Source organism: Methylobacterium currus, assembly GCF_003058325.1.
GTDB lineage: Bacteria > Pseudomonadota > Alphaproteobacteria > Rhizobiales > Beijerinckiaceae > Methylobacterium > Methylobacterium currus.
This window is the reverse complement of record NZ_CP028843.1, coordinates 3,820,444-3,836,634: the sequence shown is the minus strand read 5'-3', so window position 1 is coordinate 3,836,634 and position 16,191 is coordinate 3,820,444. Positions and strand designations below refer to the sequence as shown.

The 16,191-nt window shown below is 70.0% G+C and carries 16 protein-coding genes and 1 tRNA gene; 10 read left to right on the top strand and 7 right to left on the bottom strand.

Annotated elements, in window-relative coordinates:
* The first annotated feature begins 204 nt into the window (after window positions 1–204).
* Both DA075_RS17915 and DA075_RS17910 read left to right on the top strand, forming a co-directional pair.
* Entirely contained in the window at window positions 205–495 is a 291-nt protein-coding gene (locus DA075_RS17915; protein ID WP_099954363.1) for a hypothetical protein, read from the top strand.
* 1,002 nt (window positions 496–1,497) lie between these two features.
* Window positions 1,498–1,791 (top strand): hypothetical protein, encoded by a 294-nt coding sequence (locus DA075_RS17910; RefSeq protein WP_123834330.1) that lies wholly within the window; start codon window positions 1,498–1,500, stop codon window positions 1,789–1,791.
* A gap of 77 nt (window positions 1,792–1,868) precedes the next feature.
* On the opposite strand, the gene DA075_RS17905 is transcribed toward DA075_RS17910, so the two are convergent.
* From DA075_RS17905 to DA075_RS17895, 3 genes are all read right to left on the bottom strand, one after another.
* Entirely contained in the window at window positions 1,869–2,606 is a 738-nt protein-coding gene (locus DA075_RS17905) for a hypothetical protein (protein ID WP_210206989.1), read from the bottom strand.
* A gap of 106 nt (window positions 2,607–2,712) precedes the next feature.
* The gene (locus tag DA075_RS17900) at window positions 2,713–3,207 is read right to left on the bottom strand and encodes a hypothetical protein (protein ID WP_099954360.1); all 495 of its coding nucleotides are present in this window, start codon (window positions 3,205–3,207) and stop codon (window positions 2,713–2,715) included.
* Window positions 3,208–3,294: 87 nt separating this feature from the next.
* Window positions 3,295–4,143, bottom strand: coding sequence for a hypothetical protein (locus DA075_RS17895; RefSeq protein ID WP_099954359.1), 849 nt, complete (start codon window positions 4,141–4,143; stop codon window positions 3,295–3,297).
* Window positions 4,144–4,391: 248 nt separating this feature from the next.
* Between DA075_RS17895 and DA075_RS17890 the strand changes: the two genes are divergently transcribed.
* The 6 genes from DA075_RS17890 to DA075_RS17865 all read left to right on the top strand — a co-directional run bounded on the left by DA075_RS17890 (window position 4,392) and on the right by DA075_RS17865 (window position 8,434).
* A complete protein-coding gene (locus DA075_RS17890) occupies window positions 4,392–4,616 on the top strand; it encodes a transcriptional regulator (protein ID WP_210344379.1) in 225 nt (74 codons plus the stop codon).
* A complete protein-coding gene (locus DA075_RS17885; RefSeq protein ID WP_099954358.1) occupies window positions 4,609–5,463 on the top strand; it encodes a hypothetical protein in 855 nt (284 codons plus the stop codon). The genes DA075_RS17890 and DA075_RS17885 overlap by 8 nt, the downstream gene beginning before the upstream one ends.
* Window positions 5,464–5,872: 409 nt before the next feature.
* Window positions 5,873–6,175, top strand: a complete 303-nt coding sequence (locus tag DA075_RS17880; protein ID WP_123834328.1) for a hypothetical protein — start codon at window positions 5,873–5,875, stop codon at window positions 6,173–6,175.
* 135 nt (window positions 6,176–6,310) lie between these two features.
* Window positions 6,311–6,835 carry a hypothetical protein gene (locus DA075_RS17875; protein WP_099954356.1) on the top strand — a complete coding sequence of 175 codons (525 nt, stop codon included), beginning with the start codon at window positions 6,311–6,313 and terminating at the stop codon, window positions 6,833–6,835.
* 337 nt (window positions 6,836–7,172) lie between these two features.
* Window positions 7,173–7,403 (top strand): hypothetical protein, encoded by a 231-nt coding sequence (locus DA075_RS17870; RefSeq protein ID WP_236012595.1) that lies wholly within the window; start codon window positions 7,173–7,175, stop codon window positions 7,401–7,403.
* A gap of 242 nt (window positions 7,404–7,645) precedes the next feature.
* Window positions 7,646–8,434: a hypothetical protein gene (locus DA075_RS17865; protein WP_099954355.1), complete on the top strand. Its 789-nt coding sequence runs from the start codon at window positions 7,646–7,648 to the stop codon at window positions 8,432–8,434.
* 195 nt (window positions 8,435–8,629) lie between these two features.
* On the opposite strand, the gene DA075_RS17855 is transcribed toward DA075_RS17865, so the two are convergent.
* The 3 genes from DA075_RS17855 to DA075_RS17845 all read right to left on the bottom strand — a co-directional run bounded on the left by DA075_RS17855 (window position 8,630) and on the right by DA075_RS17845 (window position 13,004).
* Window positions 8,630–9,190 (bottom strand): metallophosphoesterase family protein, encoded by a 561-nt coding sequence (locus tag DA075_RS17855; RefSeq protein ID WP_099954353.1) that lies wholly within the window; start codon window positions 9,188–9,190, stop codon window positions 8,630–8,632.
* Between the two features lie 311 nt (window positions 9,191–9,501).
* A tRNA-Gly gene (locus DA075_RS17850) sits at window positions 9,502–9,576 on the bottom strand.
* Between the two features lie 95 nt (window positions 9,577–9,671).
* On the bottom strand, window positions 9,672–13,004 hold the full coding sequence (locus DA075_RS17845; RefSeq protein WP_099956656.1) for a YhdP family protein: 3,333 nt from the start codon (window positions 13,002–13,004) through the stop codon (window positions 9,672–9,674).
* Between the two features lie 386 nt (window positions 13,005–13,390).
* Between DA075_RS17845 and DA075_RS17840 the strand changes: the two genes are divergently transcribed.
* Together DA075_RS17840 and DA075_RS38160 are read left to right on the top strand one after the other, a co-directional pair.
* Window positions 13,391–13,855 (top strand): peroxiredoxin, encoded by a 465-nt coding sequence (locus DA075_RS17840; RefSeq protein ID WP_099954352.1) that lies wholly within the window; start codon window positions 13,391–13,393, stop codon window positions 13,853–13,855.
* Between the two features lie 651 nt (window positions 13,856–14,506).
* Complete coding sequence (locus DA075_RS38160) at window positions 14,507–15,841, top strand: M23 family metallopeptidase (protein WP_099954351.1); 1,335 nt, start codon at window positions 14,507–14,509, stop codon at window positions 15,839–15,841.
* Window positions 15,842–15,855: 14 nt separating this feature from the next.
* On the opposite strand, the gene DA075_RS17830 is transcribed toward DA075_RS38160, so the two are convergent.
* Window positions 15,856–16,062: a DUF2934 domain-containing protein gene (locus DA075_RS17830; protein ID WP_099954350.1), complete on the bottom strand. Its 207-nt coding sequence runs from the start codon at window positions 16,060–16,062 to the stop codon at window positions 15,856–15,858.
* Window positions 16,063–16,191 lie beyond the last annotated feature (129 nt).

Here is a 16,191-nt window from a genome sequence, read left to right as displayed (position 1 = left end):
TCAAATGTCAGAAATTCCCCCGTAAGCAGACATTCCTGACACAGCGCGCGCGGGACCGCTTTGGGTCAGCAGCGTGGATTGGAAGCACGGGCAAATGACGTTCAAGGGGATCGGAAGCAACCGTCCGCACGGTCAAGCTGCTTAAGTTTCGACCTTGTGCGTCGACAACATCGGCAGCCTGCAGGCCCTGCACGACGGAAAGCCTTGCGCGACGGAGTTCGCGAGCACTCGGAGAAGCTGTCCACGCATGGCGACAACTCGGCAGGCCGGTCGGCGGCGCTTTTCGGGATCCCGCACCTCGGGGCCCTGCTGTCGTCGGGCGACATCGGCGGCTTGGCCTATCAGGTCCGCGGCGGCGTTCCGATCTCGTTCGACGGTGGGCGGACGTGGACCAACGCGGTCGTCTGGTCGAGCCAGTTCAATGGCTCCGCACCGATCCGCACGAACCCGGACCTCGCGGGGTTCAGGAGCGCGGTGCTCCTGTTCCTCGTCTGAGGGGCCGTACGTGATGTACGTCACGTGTCGAACACCTGCATGGACCAGGCTTTGCCCACCTACGCGGCCACCGCCCGGGTCAGGACCCCGTAGAAATCCCACCTTGCCTCGTAGTGCGTCTCCTCGATGATTAAGGCGAGGACTTCCAGGCGCCATCCCGGGGCCCTGCGCACGAGCGCGGGCGGCTGCCCGGGCTTGAGCGTCACCCACGCGACGTCGGGCTCCTGCAGGGCGGAGGCGACGAAGCCCCGCGGCAGGCTGCCGAAGCGATCGCGGGGGGCCGCGGGCCCGGCACGAGGGGCCCGAGGCGCGTCGTGCGGCGTCCCCGGCGCGCCGGACGCCGCCCGTGATCTCCACGTCGAGGAACGCGGCCGCCTCGTCCGTGACGAACACGAGCGCCGAGGGCGTCCCCTCGTCCGTGCGGCGGGTGGCCTTGTAGACGCGGACGCTGTCCAGGGCGAAGGGCGTGGGCTCGTCGAACACCCCGGGCATCGACTGCACGAGGGCCCGCTGCCCGGCCTCGGCTGCCCCGTTGAGGACGCCGATCGTGCCGTCCGTGAAGGGCCCCTCCACGTACGAATCGGCATCGCGTTTGAAGGCAGCGCGGTCGATGGTGACGTCGATCTTGAGCATGGCGCGAGCCTCGGCCTCGACCCTGCAACCACCAACCCCGGCGTGAGGCTGAGTTCGAGTTTCGCGTTTCAAAGCCTAGGAGTAACGGGGGGAGCAAGAGCGCGAGGCTGAAAGTTCAGCCGTGATGGGATGCTTGTATCGAGGGGTGGCGTGAAGGCGCTGGGATGGTCGGTGGAGTGATGTGGAGTGCAGGTGGAGTTGATGTGCACTCGGGATGAGTGCAGCGGGCAAGGCACAAGGGGCCAGGGGAGATTTAACCGTCGATTGTGGAAAAGCTGCCGAGATTCTTGCGGCGGGACGCCGGCCAGGCACATCTTGGAGGCACACCACGCCACCCCGGAGGCCCCCATGTCGAACCCCGCAGCCCACTTGGCCTCCAACGTCGCCATGCGCGGGGCCACCGTGTTCTCGGCCCTCCAGCTGTCGATCGCCTCCTATCGGGAAGCCGAGGCCCGCCGCCGTCGGGACGGGATCTGCGCGGTCGCGGATCTCCAGATCCGCTTGGAGGAGAGCCGGGCGATCGAAGCGGAGGCTGTCGACGCCGCGGCCGCATTGGACGCGGAGAACGCCCGCTTGCGCCGAGATCTGGCCGCGGCCCGGGCTCACGCAGCTCAGATGGAAGCGACGATCGTTTCCTACGCGGAGCGCAACGGGCTGATCTGAGCGTAGGGTGTCTCCACAAATCAAAGGGCCCGCCGGGGGATGCCGGCGGGCCCTTCTCGTTTGGATTGCTGCCCGGCTCAGCGGGCGTAGGCGCCGAGATCCACGTCCTCCAGCCCGGCGCAGTGGCGCCCAGGTCCCGGGGTCTCTTCGACGGCGCGGGGCAGCGCGGCGGCGGCGGCGGGCTGCACCCGCATCGAGGCCAGGGCCTGCCGCAAGCGAGCCTGGTGATCGGTCGACCGAGGGCACCGGGGGACACCCGGGATGAGGTCGGCGTCCGTGCGGGCCGCGAGGTGGCGCTCGACCTGCTCGGGCGAGGCCGTCACCAGGCGCACCTGCTGGTGGACGTCCAGCGTCTCAAGCCAGCCAGCTAGATGCGCCGGCAACGGGGCCTTCTCGCGCAGGGCAGCGAGCTTCTTGCCCGACAGGTCGGCACACGTCCCGGCGTGCTTCTGCAGGAGGCGATGCACCGGCAGGTCAGCGAGGGTGACACTGGGCGCGGCGACCGAGTAGGCCGGGGCCGAGGACTGCGTGCGGGCGGTGTCGGCCGCTGCGACCTGGGCGGCCAGCTGCGACGGGCTCGCAGGCCGCTGCGGAAGGAGGCCACAGAGGACCCGGCCGACGAAGCCGGCCGCGCCGACCGCCGCCCCGCCGGCGGTCCGGGCGAGTGCCAGCCTTGGCTTGCCGATCGTCGCGTCCAGGCCGCGGCCGACGCCCTCGTCCACCGTGCGGAACCCCTTCCACGCCGCGCGGATGTCAGCCGAGATCAAGTCGGCTCCCTCGTCGACAATGCCGAACAGGCGGCGGATAGCCTTCATGATCATCTTCGCGATTGCCATCAGAAGCGCCATGAGCGCCCGAGCCGCCTTCATCCTTTCAGCGATCTTGTCCATCGATGATCTCCGTATTCTTTGGGGTTGATACTCAGAAGCGGGGGCGGTGGCTCATCGCGTAGCCGGCGTCTTCCAGGATCTGTGCGAGCTCGCTCACACGGGACGGCCCGCCCCCCTTGCCGCCCTTGCCGCTGGCGCCGGCGCCACGCCCGTCGCGCTGCGGCAGAGGCGGCACGGCGGGCAGCCTGAAGGGGCCAAGAGACGTTGAGCCCGCAAGACCGGCGTCGATATGCTTCTGAAGAGCCTGGCTGTTCGATCCGATTACGTCCAGCAGCTGCTGCGTTGAGAGGCTGTCGATCCAGTTCTTCAGCACTGGCGGCAGCGGGCTGATCTTGCTTCGGTCCTCGTGATAAAAGATGACCTTGCGCGCGTGCTCGGCGACGAGCTCGGCGAGAGGGCACGGCACAGCCGCCTTGATCGGCGCCGGCCTTGGGCTCGGCGCTGCCTGGACGACGGCCACCGTCGCCGCAGTCGGGCGGGCTCCCATGCCGATGATCCTCGCCAAGATCGCAAATGCCGACTTCATCTGTCCGCCCCCGTTAGTTAATGGAAGCCGGTTCCATCCCGGCCTCTTCACAAGCAAACTCTTAGACTTTGCAAACCTCAACTTCGCCTAGAGAGCGAGGGCCGGTTCGGGGGTCCATTCGGGCTCCTCAAAGAGCGCGAGACGCTGCGAATCGGTCAGCTGTTTTCTATGCACGTGTAGGATCGCGAGGGCGTGCGCGGCCGCCCCCTGATCGAGCGAAGCTCGCTCGGACAGGGCGTGGCCCGACCAGCACGTAGCCTGGCTCCACCCGGAGCTATTGCGGTCCGACGCCCAGTCCAGATCGAGGGCGGATAGGTGCCGGCAGGCCTGGAGAGCCGCCGCCTGGACCACGGGATCAGCGGCGCGCTCGTACCAGTGAGGGAGCGCCAGCGCGCCCAGGCGGGAGACCGCGCGGGTCGAGTTGCCCACTGCGGTCGTGACGAGGTTGGAGGCGCGCTCGCAGTCCCACTCGCGCCAGGCGTCGCTCGCGAGGAGCGCCTCCGCCTCGGAGAGCTGCCGCCGCAGCTGCCATGCACGAGATCCCACGATCGCCGCGAGATCCCGGCGAATCGGTATCGCGCGCGCGGCGCATCTTGCGACCTCTGCGGCGACGCGCTCTGCCTCGCGCCGGGCCCGCTCGGCGCTCTCGGCTGCCACCGCGGCGAGCGCGGCCTCGACGGCCTGGCGCGCCGGCTCGGCGGAGGCGGGCTCGGGGAGCTGCCAGAAGCATGGGACTAGGCGCTGATCGGCCAGGCGGGTCCACGAATAGCCGCAGGCCTCCAGCTCGGGCTTGGCGCGCTTCCTGGCGGCGGAGAACGCGCTCGCGTCTCCCTCGGCTGTCCACAGGTTCATTTGATGCCCGTAGCGGCGCCCGAGGCCATGGCCGGTCCACGTCAGGCCCAGGGAAAGCGGCGGGGTCTCGTAAAACTTGCTCACAGGGCGGCTTCAGCGCCCAGGGATTTCAGGGTGTCGGTTTCGCAGAGCGCGGGTGTTGTCACTGTTACAAACAGTTGTCGTCACCGATAACCAGCCGTCAAAACTTTACAGAAAATCTGTAACGTTTCGGATGCCTTCGGCATTCTGCGTATGTGCGTATCCGAGCACTTGCAAATGCGGACTTCAAGGGTAATCTATGGCCTCAACAGCCAACGAATGGGGATCCGATGAGCGGAGGAGTTCTGCCTATGCGCGCGGCCACGCCGCGCTTCGTCACGGAGGAGGACGCTGTGGCGCTGCTGCGAGAGCGCGTGGCCGCCGCTGGCACGCAGCGCGCGTTCGCGGCGGCGGCGGGTGTCAACGCGTCTGACCTCGGTCAAGTGCTCGGCGGTCGGAAGGCGCCGTCCCGGACCTTGCTGGCCGCGGTGGGCGTGCGGAAGGCCCTCGTGCTGGAGGATCGCGCCTGTGGTTGAGGATCCGAGGACCACTACTCACGACGATCAGGAGAGTAAGCAGAAGGAGATCGAGCAATCGTTCGATCTCGGCTTCGCGCATGGAGGTTTTGGGGCTCAGACCTGGCCAGCCTGGAATGCCTACGTGAACCGGGACATCCTCGACTTATTCGACGAGGAAGACTGGATAGATCACAGGGATGTTTTGGTTCCACACTTCGAGAGGGTCCGGCAGTCCGCGAAAATGATGCGGTATCCGATTACGGCCGCCAGGAAACTCGGAGAGCTACTTCACCATGCCGTCCGGCTCGGCCTTGTCGTCGAGAATCCGAATGGGCCCCAAGGTCGCGGATGGCGGCTCGTACACCGCGATCCATACTGGATCGTCGATGGGAAGGGCTTCGGCAAGTTTGCGCGTCAGATCCGTGGCCTCCCACCGACGCAACAGATCGTCGAGGACATGTATCAGGCACGGCTGGCGAAGTTGAACGCAACTCTCAATCGCAAGGCTCGCGACAAGGCGGACGATCGGATCACAGCTCTGGTCGCTGCGATACTGGAGGCGGATCCCGACGCGGTGGTGCCGGGACAGTGGACGCATCAACTGAGGAGGCGTCCTTCATTCCTCCCCGCTCTGATGCTCGGCAAGCGCATCGCAGGATGCGCGCCGGTGATACGGGAGGCGCATCACACGGCGGGGTTGGATCGAGGGGCGGTCCAGGAATGGATCAATAGTCTTGAGAGCTTCCTGAGGAACGCCCCGTACAGGCTGCGTGAGAGGGAGCTAAGAGCACGGCTTGACGTCCAGCGCGGCATCCACGCCGAGATCCCCGAGGACGACGCCGACGCCCTGGAGGCCTTGCTGTGAGAAGCCCGAGACCTGATGAAGTAATTCTCCGCAGCGGGCAGGCATTCACCGTGGCCGGCGCCCCTGGCAATGTGACGCTGCGCGCATCGCTCAGAGACAAATACATCTCGGATTGTGGCCTTGGCCGCTACATGACATTCCACGAACCGGGCGATCCCACCGCCGAGCATCGTGGTATGCCGGTCGAGATCGTGAGGGTCTATACAAAGATCCACGGCGGCGTGGCATCCGCGGGCGTGGAGGCCCTCGCGCTGCTGAAGACACTTCCCTCCGCGGAAGCCCCGCTGCCGGACGCACCCCCGGCCCCCGAAGCAGTCCAGGGCGGCGGGGAGGCCGCCCGCGGCCGCCCTTTCTTCCCGCGGTGGCCAAGCCTGCCCCCGCCGCGGCCGCTGACTGGCCGCGCCGGCTGGTGGACGACTTCGCCGAGGCCGTGATCGCCGCCCGCCGGTTGGCCGCCGAGGCGCGAGGGCCCTTCTTCGTAGCCGGGAAGCCGGTTGAGGGCCTGGCCGCAGGGAAACAGTTGGGTCTCCGGATGTCAGGGTGCGCCGGCGGCGCGGCGCGCCTAATCCTCGTGACGCATCCTAAGTTCGCGGATCACCCCCTTCTCGAAGAAGGGATCCGCCTGCGGGAGGAGCTCCAAGCGCGCTTCGAGGAGCTCTTAGTCGAGTACCGCGCACTCAGGCGCCAGGCGGTCCGGATCAACTGGCGCTGACACCGCCAAGGTGCGGCAACTTTGCCTCCGGAATTCCATCTCATCAGTACCTACTATTAGGGACCGATTGGCGCTGCCGACCTCTGCCGTGCTGGGTCCGACCCCAGGCGATCTCCCCCCTTGAAAGCTAGTCCCATGAACGCGCGCGCCCCCACTACGCCCACCGTCTCGTTCAGCCTCGTGGATCATCCGGACGACGAGATCGCCGCCCTCCTGCAGGACTTGATTGACGCCTGCCCGCCGGCGACTGAGCCTGAGCTTTCTGAGGTCGCTCTGGCTTCCGCTCGCGTCGGTGAGAGCGCGGCGCTCCTACGCTGCCTCCTCGATCGTGCGGCCGGTGGCGCGAACATCGCGAACGAGATCTGCGTCGCCAAGGTCCGATTGGATCACGACAGGGCCCGTCTGGCCGGTCTCGTCGACATCGAGCAGATCGGCAGCCTGGATGGCAGGCCCTACGCCCTGGCGCCGGCGTGGGGGTGCTTCAAGGTCGACGTCTATCGGGGCGTCGAGGACGAGCCGGCCTTCCGGATCCCGCACGGGCTTGGCCGGACCGCGGTACTCGCGGCCCTTGACGCGCACGCTGCCGGTTACGACGCCGGCCACCGCGCCGGAGGGAACTACGTCCGCTCGCAGCTCAACGACATCCTTCGCCTGCGCTGACCCGCCCAGGCCGGGTCCGACCCCCGGCTTCCCCATCCACCTAGATCCCCCCGGAGCCCCCCATAAGATCCATTCGTCGCCTGGGCGTCGAGGCCGATTTCGGCAGCCTCGAAGCCTACCGGACCCACGTCGTCCAGCAGCATGCCGACTGCGCGGCCCGCCTCCGCGCCGCCGTCAACGAAACCGACCAGGCCGCCGCGCTGGTGTGGACGTTCGCGGATCTGGGCCTCGATCTGAAGTGGGTCAACGCCGAGCTCGCGCGGGACGCCGCGTGATGGATCCGGAAACCCTGGCCGAGGCCGGCCGCCTCCTCATCGGGTAGGGCTGGAAGCTGCGGATGGCCAGCCTTCTGGGCCCCTACCACCCCGAGGGCGCCCGGGAGCGATTGGATCCCAGGTTGGTGCGCCGCTGGGCAGTTGGTGACCGACCCGGGGGGCGCCCGATCCCGCCGTGGGTCGGCCCGGTCCTCGCCGCCCTGCTGGAGGAGCGGGCCAAGCAGCTCGCCCGCGACGCCAAGGCCGCCGGCTTCCTCGCTCAATACCTGAAGAATGGGGGTCGCCGTGGCTAAGATCTTTCACCACCCCGATCAAGTAACGTTCTGAGAAATACTGGGCGTTGAGCCCGTCGAGATGAAGGCCCCGTCGCGCGAGCTTCCCTTGATCGCGGCGAGCCAGCCCGTCCCGGAGACGGCGTCTTTTCCCGTCGCTCTCACGCCGGAGGAGATCGTCGAGGTCGAGCGCGAGACGGAGCCCAAGGTCGGCGCGGCCCCTGCGCTGGGTCCCGACGCGCCAGGCGTGGAGCGTGCCCTGCTTGGCACGCTTCGAGGGCGTGATCGACCCGCCGCCCCCCCTGACGCTGAAGCGCCGGGAGCTGAAGCGGGAGCGCGCACGCACCAGCCAAGAAGCTCTCGGCAAACTCGTCGAGGTCGGGGTGACAACGCCGTTCCTGCACAGCCTGGGCGGTGCCTTTCGGGATGAGACGGCGCCCTACACGCCTCGCTCGCTGGCGTTCCCTGTTAGCCTCGTCGAGATCGACGGCGCGTTGCGTCTGCTCCTCTCCACGCCGGCAACGGGCGACCTGCCGTTCGTGAAACGCATCGAGGAGGTCACCGGCCTGCGTGCCGAGTGGCTGTCGAGCGCGCGCAGCCATTACACCCTCGGCCAGTGGCATCACGCCGTCGACCTCGCCGACGACGCTGGATGGCAGCGCCTTGCGGCCTCGATGGAGCACACGACGCCCGAGGACGTCGCCCGCGCGGTCGGGTACCACGTCGTCTCCGGTCAGCTGTCCGTCGAGAACGGGCGCGCCCTGCTGGAAGCGGTCTGCGAGGACGAGCCAGCCGATCGCAGCGAAGCCGAGCTAGTGGCAATGCGGCCGGGATCCGGGCCGGGGCCGTGCATGTCTCCTTCCGGATGGGGGGCGGTCCACGCGGTCGAGGACGGCTGGCTCATCGTCGATAAGAAGCGGCGTGAGGCCCGCTTCACCGAGAAAGCACGGCTACGCCTCGCACTCGACCTGCCTAGCCCTCGTCCAGGCGCTCGCACACCACCGCCCCATACGTCGACCCGTCGGGGCAGTCCCCCAGCCGCGCCCGCCTGAACCGGGGCCTGACGCAGCACGCCCAGTAATCGATGGTCACCGGCGGTCGGGGGTCACCCAGCCGCCGGCAAGCGTTCGCCTCCGCCGCGCGGCGCTCTGCCTCCTGCCGGGTGATCGCCAGGTTCATGCGCCGGCAGGTCAGGCAGGTCACCGCACCCGCCGGCGGCTCCGAGTAGGAGTAGCCGGGCTTCACGATCAGGCCGCCTCGGCCAGGGCCGCCACCACCGCCGGGGCGCCCGCCCGCGCCGCGTCGGCCGTCATGGCCTCCAGGATCTCGGCCAGCCGCACGGGCCGCCAGTCCCAGCAGTCGACCCCGACGTCCAGGCTCCTCCCGCAGCCGGGCAAGCTCCCGTGGGAGTGGCCGTAGAGGTGCAGGGCGCCGTGATGGATGCGGTTCCAAGTGCGCTGAGCATAGTGGTCGAGCACCAGCCGGCGTCCCTCCACGACCGGCTCCGCGCGCTCGTGTTGGTCGTACCAGGGCAGGCTCGTCGTCCGCGACGCGTCGTGGTTGCCCCGCACCAGGCGCTTGCGGCCGTTCAGCCTGTCGAACACCGCCCGGCAGTGCGCGGCCGATGCGCCATAGGCGAAGTCGCCGAGGTGCCAGACCTCGTCGTCCGGCCTCACGCGGTTGTTCCAGGCGCCGATCAAGGCTTCGTCGTGCTCCTCGATCGAGGCGAACGGCCTGGGCTTCTGCATCCGCGAGGACAGGATCCCGCCGTGCCCGAAGTGAGAATCGCTGGTGAAGTAGGTCTTCATCGGGGCATGCCCCCTCATCGAACAGAGAACGCGGGCCGCGCGGGGATCCCAGCGGCGGGTGGCTGGCTCAGGCCAGGCGGCGTTTCCGTTTGAGGGTCATGACTGGCGGCTCCCGATGAGGGCGCAGGATCCGCGATTTGGTGTGTGCCGGCAAGGGCCGATTGAGGGCGTGGTTAGGGTTTCCCTGGCCGGCGGATACAACGGGCTGGAGGGGCCTGCGTTGTATCCCCGTTGTATCCCGCCCATTCAGGGGTGGCGCGAGATGGTTGAGGAACCACCTGCAAGCGCCTGTAATGACTAGAGAAAATGAGTGGAGCGGGCGATCGGGATCGAACCGACGACATTCAGCTTGGGAAGCTGACGTTCTACCACTGAACTACGCCCGCGGTGGCATCGTCATACGGGGTCGGCCCTGCCCTGTCCACCCCGAAATGCGGCGCTGCCGGGGCCTTCGCCGGCGCTTCGGGACGGTGGTCCGGGGTCACCGGTCCATGCGCTGGGAGGGGGGGCCGTTGGGGTCCCCGCCGCCGGCGCCGAAGAGCTTGCGCAGGAAGCCCGGGGCGATCGCCGAGAGCGGGTTGACGCTGATGTTGGGGGCGCTCATCGCGCCAGCGACCCGGAAGTTGATGCCGAACAGGCCCTCGTTGTGGCCGCCGCCGAGGAGCGGGCCGAAGATCGGCACCTGCGAGACCACGTTGTTGAGGCCGTAGAGCGGCACGAAGGTGCCGGAGACGTCGGTGCGGTCCTTGCCGGTGTCGATCCAGCCACCCAGCGTGAAGCCCATCGCCGGGCCGGAGATCGCGGCCTCCGCGAAGGCGACGCGGGTGCCGGTGCGCTGGAAGGCGGCGCGCAGGCGGTCGAAACCGACATCGTTGGCGTCGCTGCGCCGGTCCTCGCTCTCGCCCTGGGCCATGATCCGGCCGAGCGCCGGCTCGTTGCGCAACGCGAAGGAGCGCACCTGCACGAGGCCCGATTGCGGCCCGTCATTCATGGTCATCTGCAGCGACAGGAACCCGCCCTGCATGCGCTTGTAGATGTCGAGGAAGCGCAGGGCCGCGCCGGCGTCGCTGGTCTCGGCGGTGAGCACCGGCGGGCTGGAGCGGTCGGCCTTCGCCACCTCCAGGCTCACCCCGGCCGAGCGCAGGCGGCCCTGGATCCGGGCCTGGCGCACGTCGTCGCCGCGCAAGGACAGCTTCAGGCTGGCATTGGTCAGCGCCTCCTCGTTGAATCCGGTCAGGATCGCGAAGCTGAGATCGGCCTCGACGTCGCGGCCGGTGGCGTCCTTGCCGCCTTTGCGCGGCGGCGCGGTCAGCGCGCGCAGGAACGGCCTCGCATCGGCGACGCCGCCCTTGGCGTTGATGCGGTAGCCATTGCCGGTGCGCTCGACCTGGGCACGGATGTCGTCGCCCGGGGAGAGCTTGAGGCTGGTGAGGTCGGCCCGCTCGAAGCCTCCCTCGGCATTGAGCGACGCGCTGCCGCGCAGCTGCACCGAACCGGCCTCGAGGGCGATGTCGCGCAGGTCGCTGCCCTGGCCGGTCTCGGTGAGGGACAGGGTCAGGCGGCCGGGCTTGCCGGCGGCCTTGGTCCAGCCCGGCAGCAGCCCGTCGACGCTCGCACGGGTCAGGTCGGCCTCGACCCGGACCGGGTTCTTGCCCGGCCGGCCGACCGGCACGACGAAGCGGGCATTCACCGGACCGGCGAGATGGGGCGCCGTCGGCAGGCCCTTGCGGGCCCGGGCCGCGTCGTCGAGGGCCATGGTCACCACCGCCTCGCCCGGGGCGCCGGCCTTCGGCTGGTGCAGGTCGACGGTGAGCGGTGCCCCGGCGAGGCGCCCGTCGCCCTTCAGGCTGAAGCCGGCCCGGTCGTAGGCGACGGCGAAGCGGCCGTTCTCGAGCTTCTCCTTGCCGACGATGCGCTCGGCCGAGAGGTCGGTGAGGGTCCCGCTCAAGGTCACCGGCAGGTCGGCGATGTCGGGCACCGCCTCGAGGGAGAGGGGGAAGTCGATGCGCAGGTCGGCCTGGCCGCGCAGGGTTGCGGGGTCGAGCTCGGTACCCGACAGCGAGCGGAAGAGCTTGGTCTGGAGCAGGGACGCCAGGGCATCGGCGCCGCCGGTGAGGCGTAAGCCGATCTGCGCGGTCACGTCGTGCGGCACCGCGTCCTTGATTACGAAGGCGCCGTCCTGGAGGCTCAGCGCGCGGCCATCCGGCATCCGGATCTCGGCGGTGGCCCCGCGGATGGTGGTGTTGCGCCCGGTGACGAGACCGGCGACCCGGGCGCGGGAGAGCGGCGGCGCGTCGGACGAGATGGCGAGCCCGCCCTCGCTCACCGCGAAGGCGATCCGCACCGAGGAATCCGGCATCGGCTCGCCGCGGGTGGCGGCGGCGAACTCGGCCATGGTCATGTCGACCAGGATGTCGAGGCTGTCGAGCCGCCCGGCCCGCAGGTTGTCGACGAGGTAGGTGCGGATCGGCGGCGCGACGTTCTCGGGCCAGAGCCGCAGGGCCGCGCGCCCGTCGGTGCGATCGGCGGTGATGCGCAGGGTGAGACCGCCCTCGTCGGCCCGCGTGCCGAGCGTTCCGCTGACCGTGCCGTGCACGGCGTCGCCCGACAGGGTGAGGCCGTCGATCTGCACGCCGTCGTCGCGGCCCGAGAGGCGGGCATCGACCTTGGCGACCTTGACCGGGGCGTCGCCGGGGGCGGCCCCGCGCAGGACCGCGTCGGTGCCGGACAGGACGGCCTTCCAGGCCGCCCCGGCGCCGTCCGGCGCGGCCACCCACTCGCCGGCGAGGCGCACGCGGTTGCCGGCGCCGCGGTAATCGAGAGCGTCGACCTTGAGCGCCCGGCGGGATTCGTCCCAGGCGGCGTCGACCGTCACCGCCTCGATCGTCACCGGATTGAAGTCCTTCTCCTCGATCAGGAGGTTGCCCTCGCTGGTGGTCAGCCGCAGCGTCATGCCGTCGAGGCGTGCGCCATGCATCGCCACCTGGGCGCGGCCGGAGAGCTTCAGGTCGGTGGTCAGCGGCAGGCGCGACTGGCCGGACAGCAGCAGCAGGTCGGGCGCCGGCAGGTCGTCGAGGGTGAGCACGCCGTGACGGCCGCCATCGGGGGCCTCCTCGACGTCGCCGCCGAAGCGCCAGGGCCCGTGGGGGCCGAGGATGCGCATCTCGAACACACGGGCCGGCCGCGCCGCGTCGCGGTTGAACAGCCCGTCGACCCGCGGGAAGACCACCCGCTCGGCGCCGGATTCGTCGAGGAGCGTCAGGCGCGCATTGGTCAGGCGGGCCCGGTCGAGGCTGCCTATCACGCCGGCCGGATCGAGCACCAGGCTCAGGATCGACGCCACCGTGGCGGAGACCGGCGAGACGGTGCCGCGGGCCGCCACCACCGCCGGCGGGGTGTGGGGCTTGGCCTCGGCGGGGTCGTTGGAGGCCGCGAAGGCGATCGAGCCGTCGTGGTGGAGGAGCGCCCGCAATTGCAGGTCGCGGAACTCGACCGAGCGGGCCTGGACCGAGAGGCCGAGGAGCGACCACAGGTCGATGGCGACCACCGCCAGCGGCGCCCGCACCACGAGGTCGCCCTCCGGGTTGCGGATGTCGAGGCCGGCGGTGCGCAGGGCCAGCGCCCCGTCCCGGTCGATCTCGATGGCGCTGTCGTGCAGGCTCGCGCTCCAGCCGGGCCCGAGCCGCTCGGCGATCGCCGCCGCCACCCGGGGCTCGAGCCAGGAGAAGCTCACCGGGCCGCTCGCCAGGCGCAAATAGGCGAGGCCGAGGCCGACGCTCAGGAGCACCACCGCCGCGAGCTTGAGCAGCAGCACGCCGCGGACACAGGTCCGCAGCAGCGACCGGGGCGCCGCCGTGATCCGCGCGGCGCAGGCGCCCGGGCTGTCGTACGCCGACTCCTCGCGGCCCGCCTGCGTCACGGGGTCTGGTCCTGGTGTCGCTCGGCCTGTCGTCACGCGTGCGTCGCCACTCCGGGCGCCCCGATCGAGGGCGCCGCCCTTCCAAAAGCCCCGTCCCCTCAGCGTGAGGGCCACGCTCCGGGCGGCGGGGCCGCCGCCGATGATTGCCCGCTCCGGTGACCGGAGGGTAACGTCCTGCCGCTATCCGTCGGGCGGCGCGCCGGGCCGGTCCCTCGCCCACGGCTGTCGCCCTGCTCGCCTCCCCCAGAGGCACACTATCAATCGGCCGAAAGGAAGGCACGATGGCGCTGAACCCGGGCGACCCCGCCCCCGATTTTTCCCTGCCGGCGACCGGCGGCGAGACCCTGAGCCTCGCCGGCCTCAAAGGGCGCAAGGCCGTCCTGTACTTCTACCCCAAGGACGACACCAGCGGCTGCACCCTGGAGGCGCAGGCCTTCAACGGGCTCGGCCGAGCCTTCGCCGAGGCCGACACCGCGGTGATCGGCATCTCGCCCGACCCGATGAAGAGCCACGACAAGTTCCGGGAGAAGTACGGCCTCGACTTCCCGCTCGCCTCGGACGAGACGAAGGCGATGCTCGAAGCCTACGGCGTCTGGGTCGAGAAGAGCATGTATGGGCGCAAGTATATGGGCGTCGAGCGCACGACCTTCCTCATCGACCGCGACGGCACGATCGCCAAGGTGTGGCAGAAGGTGAAGGTGCCGGGCCATGCTGATGCGGTGCTGGCGGCGGCGCAGGCGCTGTAGGGCGCGCGATCCGGCCTTGCGCTGCAAACCGCAGAGCGGCCGCCGGCGCTCGCAGGTCGAGCACCGGCGGCCTCTCCCGCGCGGGGGAGCGGCCCCGAGACCGACGGTCACACGTGAGGGTGAGAGCCCGCTTGGCTGAGTGATCCGATTTAACCCGCTCACGACCTCATTCCCGAGGTGTCAGCCGGTTTTCGATCGACTGACCTCGAAGGAGGCCTCCAGATACCACCGAGGTGACGGGCGACCTCCTTCGAGGCCCCCTCCGGTCGCCAGCGATCCCCGATCGCCCGCGATCCTCGATCGCCCGCACCTCAGGATGAGGTCGCGGGTGGGAGAGATCAGTGTCTCGCGGTGCTATCCCTGCAAGTCAAACATGCCCTGACACAGATCCATGTCTAGCGCTGAGCGTGGTGCCGACAGCTTGAAGCGAAGGCTTCGCACGGTGCATGTGTCACCCTCATCGCTACTCCGTCCCCGCTGAGGAGACGGGATTTCGCAGGTTATCTTTCATCGGATCGCGACTTGGGCAATCCGCAACGACGCTGCGCCATCCCCATCGCGACACTGCCGCAGGACACCGTTTCGTCTCCGTCCTTGAAACATCCTTAACCTTAACATGCGATGGTCCCGTTCAGGTTACGGACCGTCCCGATGCTGCCTTCCCGCCTCTCGTCCCTCGTCGCCCGCCTGTCGCGGCCCGCGCCCGCGCGCGGCGGCCCGGACCGGGTCTGGGTCGTACGGCGCAGGACCCTGGTTCTGGCGGCCCTGGCCTTCGGGGCCCTGTCCCTGTGGGCGAGCGCGGCGACGTGGTTCATCGTCTTCCGCGACGAGGCGCTGGCCCGGTTCATGGAGCGCCAGGGCGCGATGCAATACGCCTACGAGGAGCGGATCAGCGCCCTGCGGGCGCGGCTCGACCGGGTGGCGACGCAAAAGCTTCTGGAGCAGGACGGGGTCGAGACGCGGCTCGCCGACCTCGCCGGGCGGCAGGTCGCGCTGGAGAGCCGCCAGGCGATGCTGATGGGCCTCGCCGAGCAGGCCGGCAGCGTCCCGGGCGCGACGGGCGAGGACGCGGCGGGAGGGTGGAGCGGCGCGTGGCCGGCCCGGGACGCGCGGCCGGTGTCCGCGGCGATGTCCTTCGCCCCGATGCCGGCACATACCCCGATTCCTGCCCCGATTCCTGCCCCGATTCCTGCCCCGATTCCTGCCCCGATCCCCGCACCCGCCCCGACCCCCGAGGCCCTGGGCCTGCGCACGGAGGCGGACACGATCGCGCCGGCCCCCTCCCCCGGGGTCACGCTGCGGATCGCGACGCTCGCCCACGCCCTCGACGGTCTCGAGGCGCGCCATAGCCTGGCGGTCGGCCGTCTCGCCGCGAGCAGCCGCAGCGAGGCGGCGCGCCTGCGCGAGGTGATGGCGGAAGCCGGGCTCGACGCGCGGCGCTTCGCCGCGGCCCGAAGCGGCGGCGTCGGCGGCCCGCTGGTGCCGGCCGGGTCGGGACCGTTCGAGAACGCCATCCTGCTGGCACAGCGCGACCTCGGCGAACGCGACAGCTTGCGGCGGATCGTCGGCGCGCTGCCGCTGCGGCGGCCGATGGCGGCCGATGGCGGGCTCTCCAGCACCTTCGGCTACCGGGCCGATCCGTTCACCCGCGGCCTCGCCCTCCATACCGGCATCGACCTGCGCGGCGAGTACGGCGCCCCGGCGCGGGCCACCGCCGCCGGCACGGTGACGCTGGCGGATTACTCGGGCGGCTACGGCAACATGGTCGAGGTCGATCATGGCCACGGCCTCGTCACGCGCTACGCCCACCTCTCGGCGATCACGGTGGTGCCCGGCCAGGCGGTGGCGGCGGGCCAGATGGTCGGCCGGGTCGGCTCCACCGGCCGCTCGACCGGCACGCACCTGCATTACGAGACCCGGATCGACGGCGAGCCGGTCGATCCGCAACGCTTCCTGCGGGCAGGGGCCCGGCTGGCGTCACGCTGATCCGGCGGGAGGTTTCAGCGGCCGAGCGGCTCGGCCGACGATCCTTGCGCGGACGCCGCGGGTTGATCCTCCGCGGCGGCGTCGCGCCGGCTCTCCTGCTCGGCCCGCAGCTCGCGCTCGGCGAGCAGCCAGAACTGGATCTCGTACCCGTCCGGACGGTGGTTGCGCTCCCAGATGTCGTAGGCGCGGGCCCGGATCGCCGCCAGGGGTATCTCACGCATCACCGATCACCTCTTCCCCACCGGATCCCGCTTCGTGCCGGGGCCGGCTCAACGCGGCTCCTATACCGTGGGTCGGTATCACTGTCGCGAGGGATCGACGGCGCGGGGCGCTCCTTCGCGCCCGGGCAA

Excerpts from the sequence above, each read along its gene's own strand:
- DA075_RS17905 (WP_210206989.1), bottom strand. The coding sequence starts at position 2,606 with ATGAAGGCTATCCGCCGCCTGTTCGGCATTGTCGACGAGGGAGCCGAC.
- DA075_RS17900 (WP_099954360.1), bottom strand. The coding sequence starts at position 3,207 with ATGAAGTCGGCATTTGCGATCTTGGCGAGGATCATCGGCATGGGAGCC.
- DA075_RS17890 (WP_210344379.1), top strand. The coding sequence starts at position 4,392 with ATGCGCGCGGCCACGCCGCGCTTCGTCACGGAGGAGGACGCTGTGGCG.
- DA075_RS17875 (WP_099954356.1), top strand. The coding sequence starts at position 6,311 with ATGAACGCGCGCGCCCCCACTACGCCCACCGTCTCGTTCAGCCTCGTG.
- DA075_RS17870 (WP_236012595.1), top strand. The coding sequence starts at position 7,173 with ATGGCCAGCCTTCTGGGCCCCTACCACCCCGAGGGCGCCCGGGAGCGA.
- DA075_RS17855 (WP_099954353.1), bottom strand. The coding sequence starts at position 9,190 with ATGAAGACCTACTTCACCAGCGATTCTCACTTCGGGCACGGCGGGATC.
- DA075_RS17840 (WP_099954352.1), top strand. The coding sequence starts at position 13,391 with ATGGCGCTGAACCCGGGCGACCCCGCCCCCGATTTTTCCCTGCCGGCG.
- DA075_RS38160 (WP_099954351.1), top strand. The coding sequence starts at position 14,507 with ATGCTGCCTTCCCGCCTCTCGTCCCTCGTCGCCCGCCTGTCGCGGCCC.
- DA075_RS17830 (WP_099954350.1), bottom strand. The coding sequence starts at position 16,062 with ATGCGTGAGATACCCCTGGCGGCGATCCGGGCCCGCGCCTACGACATC.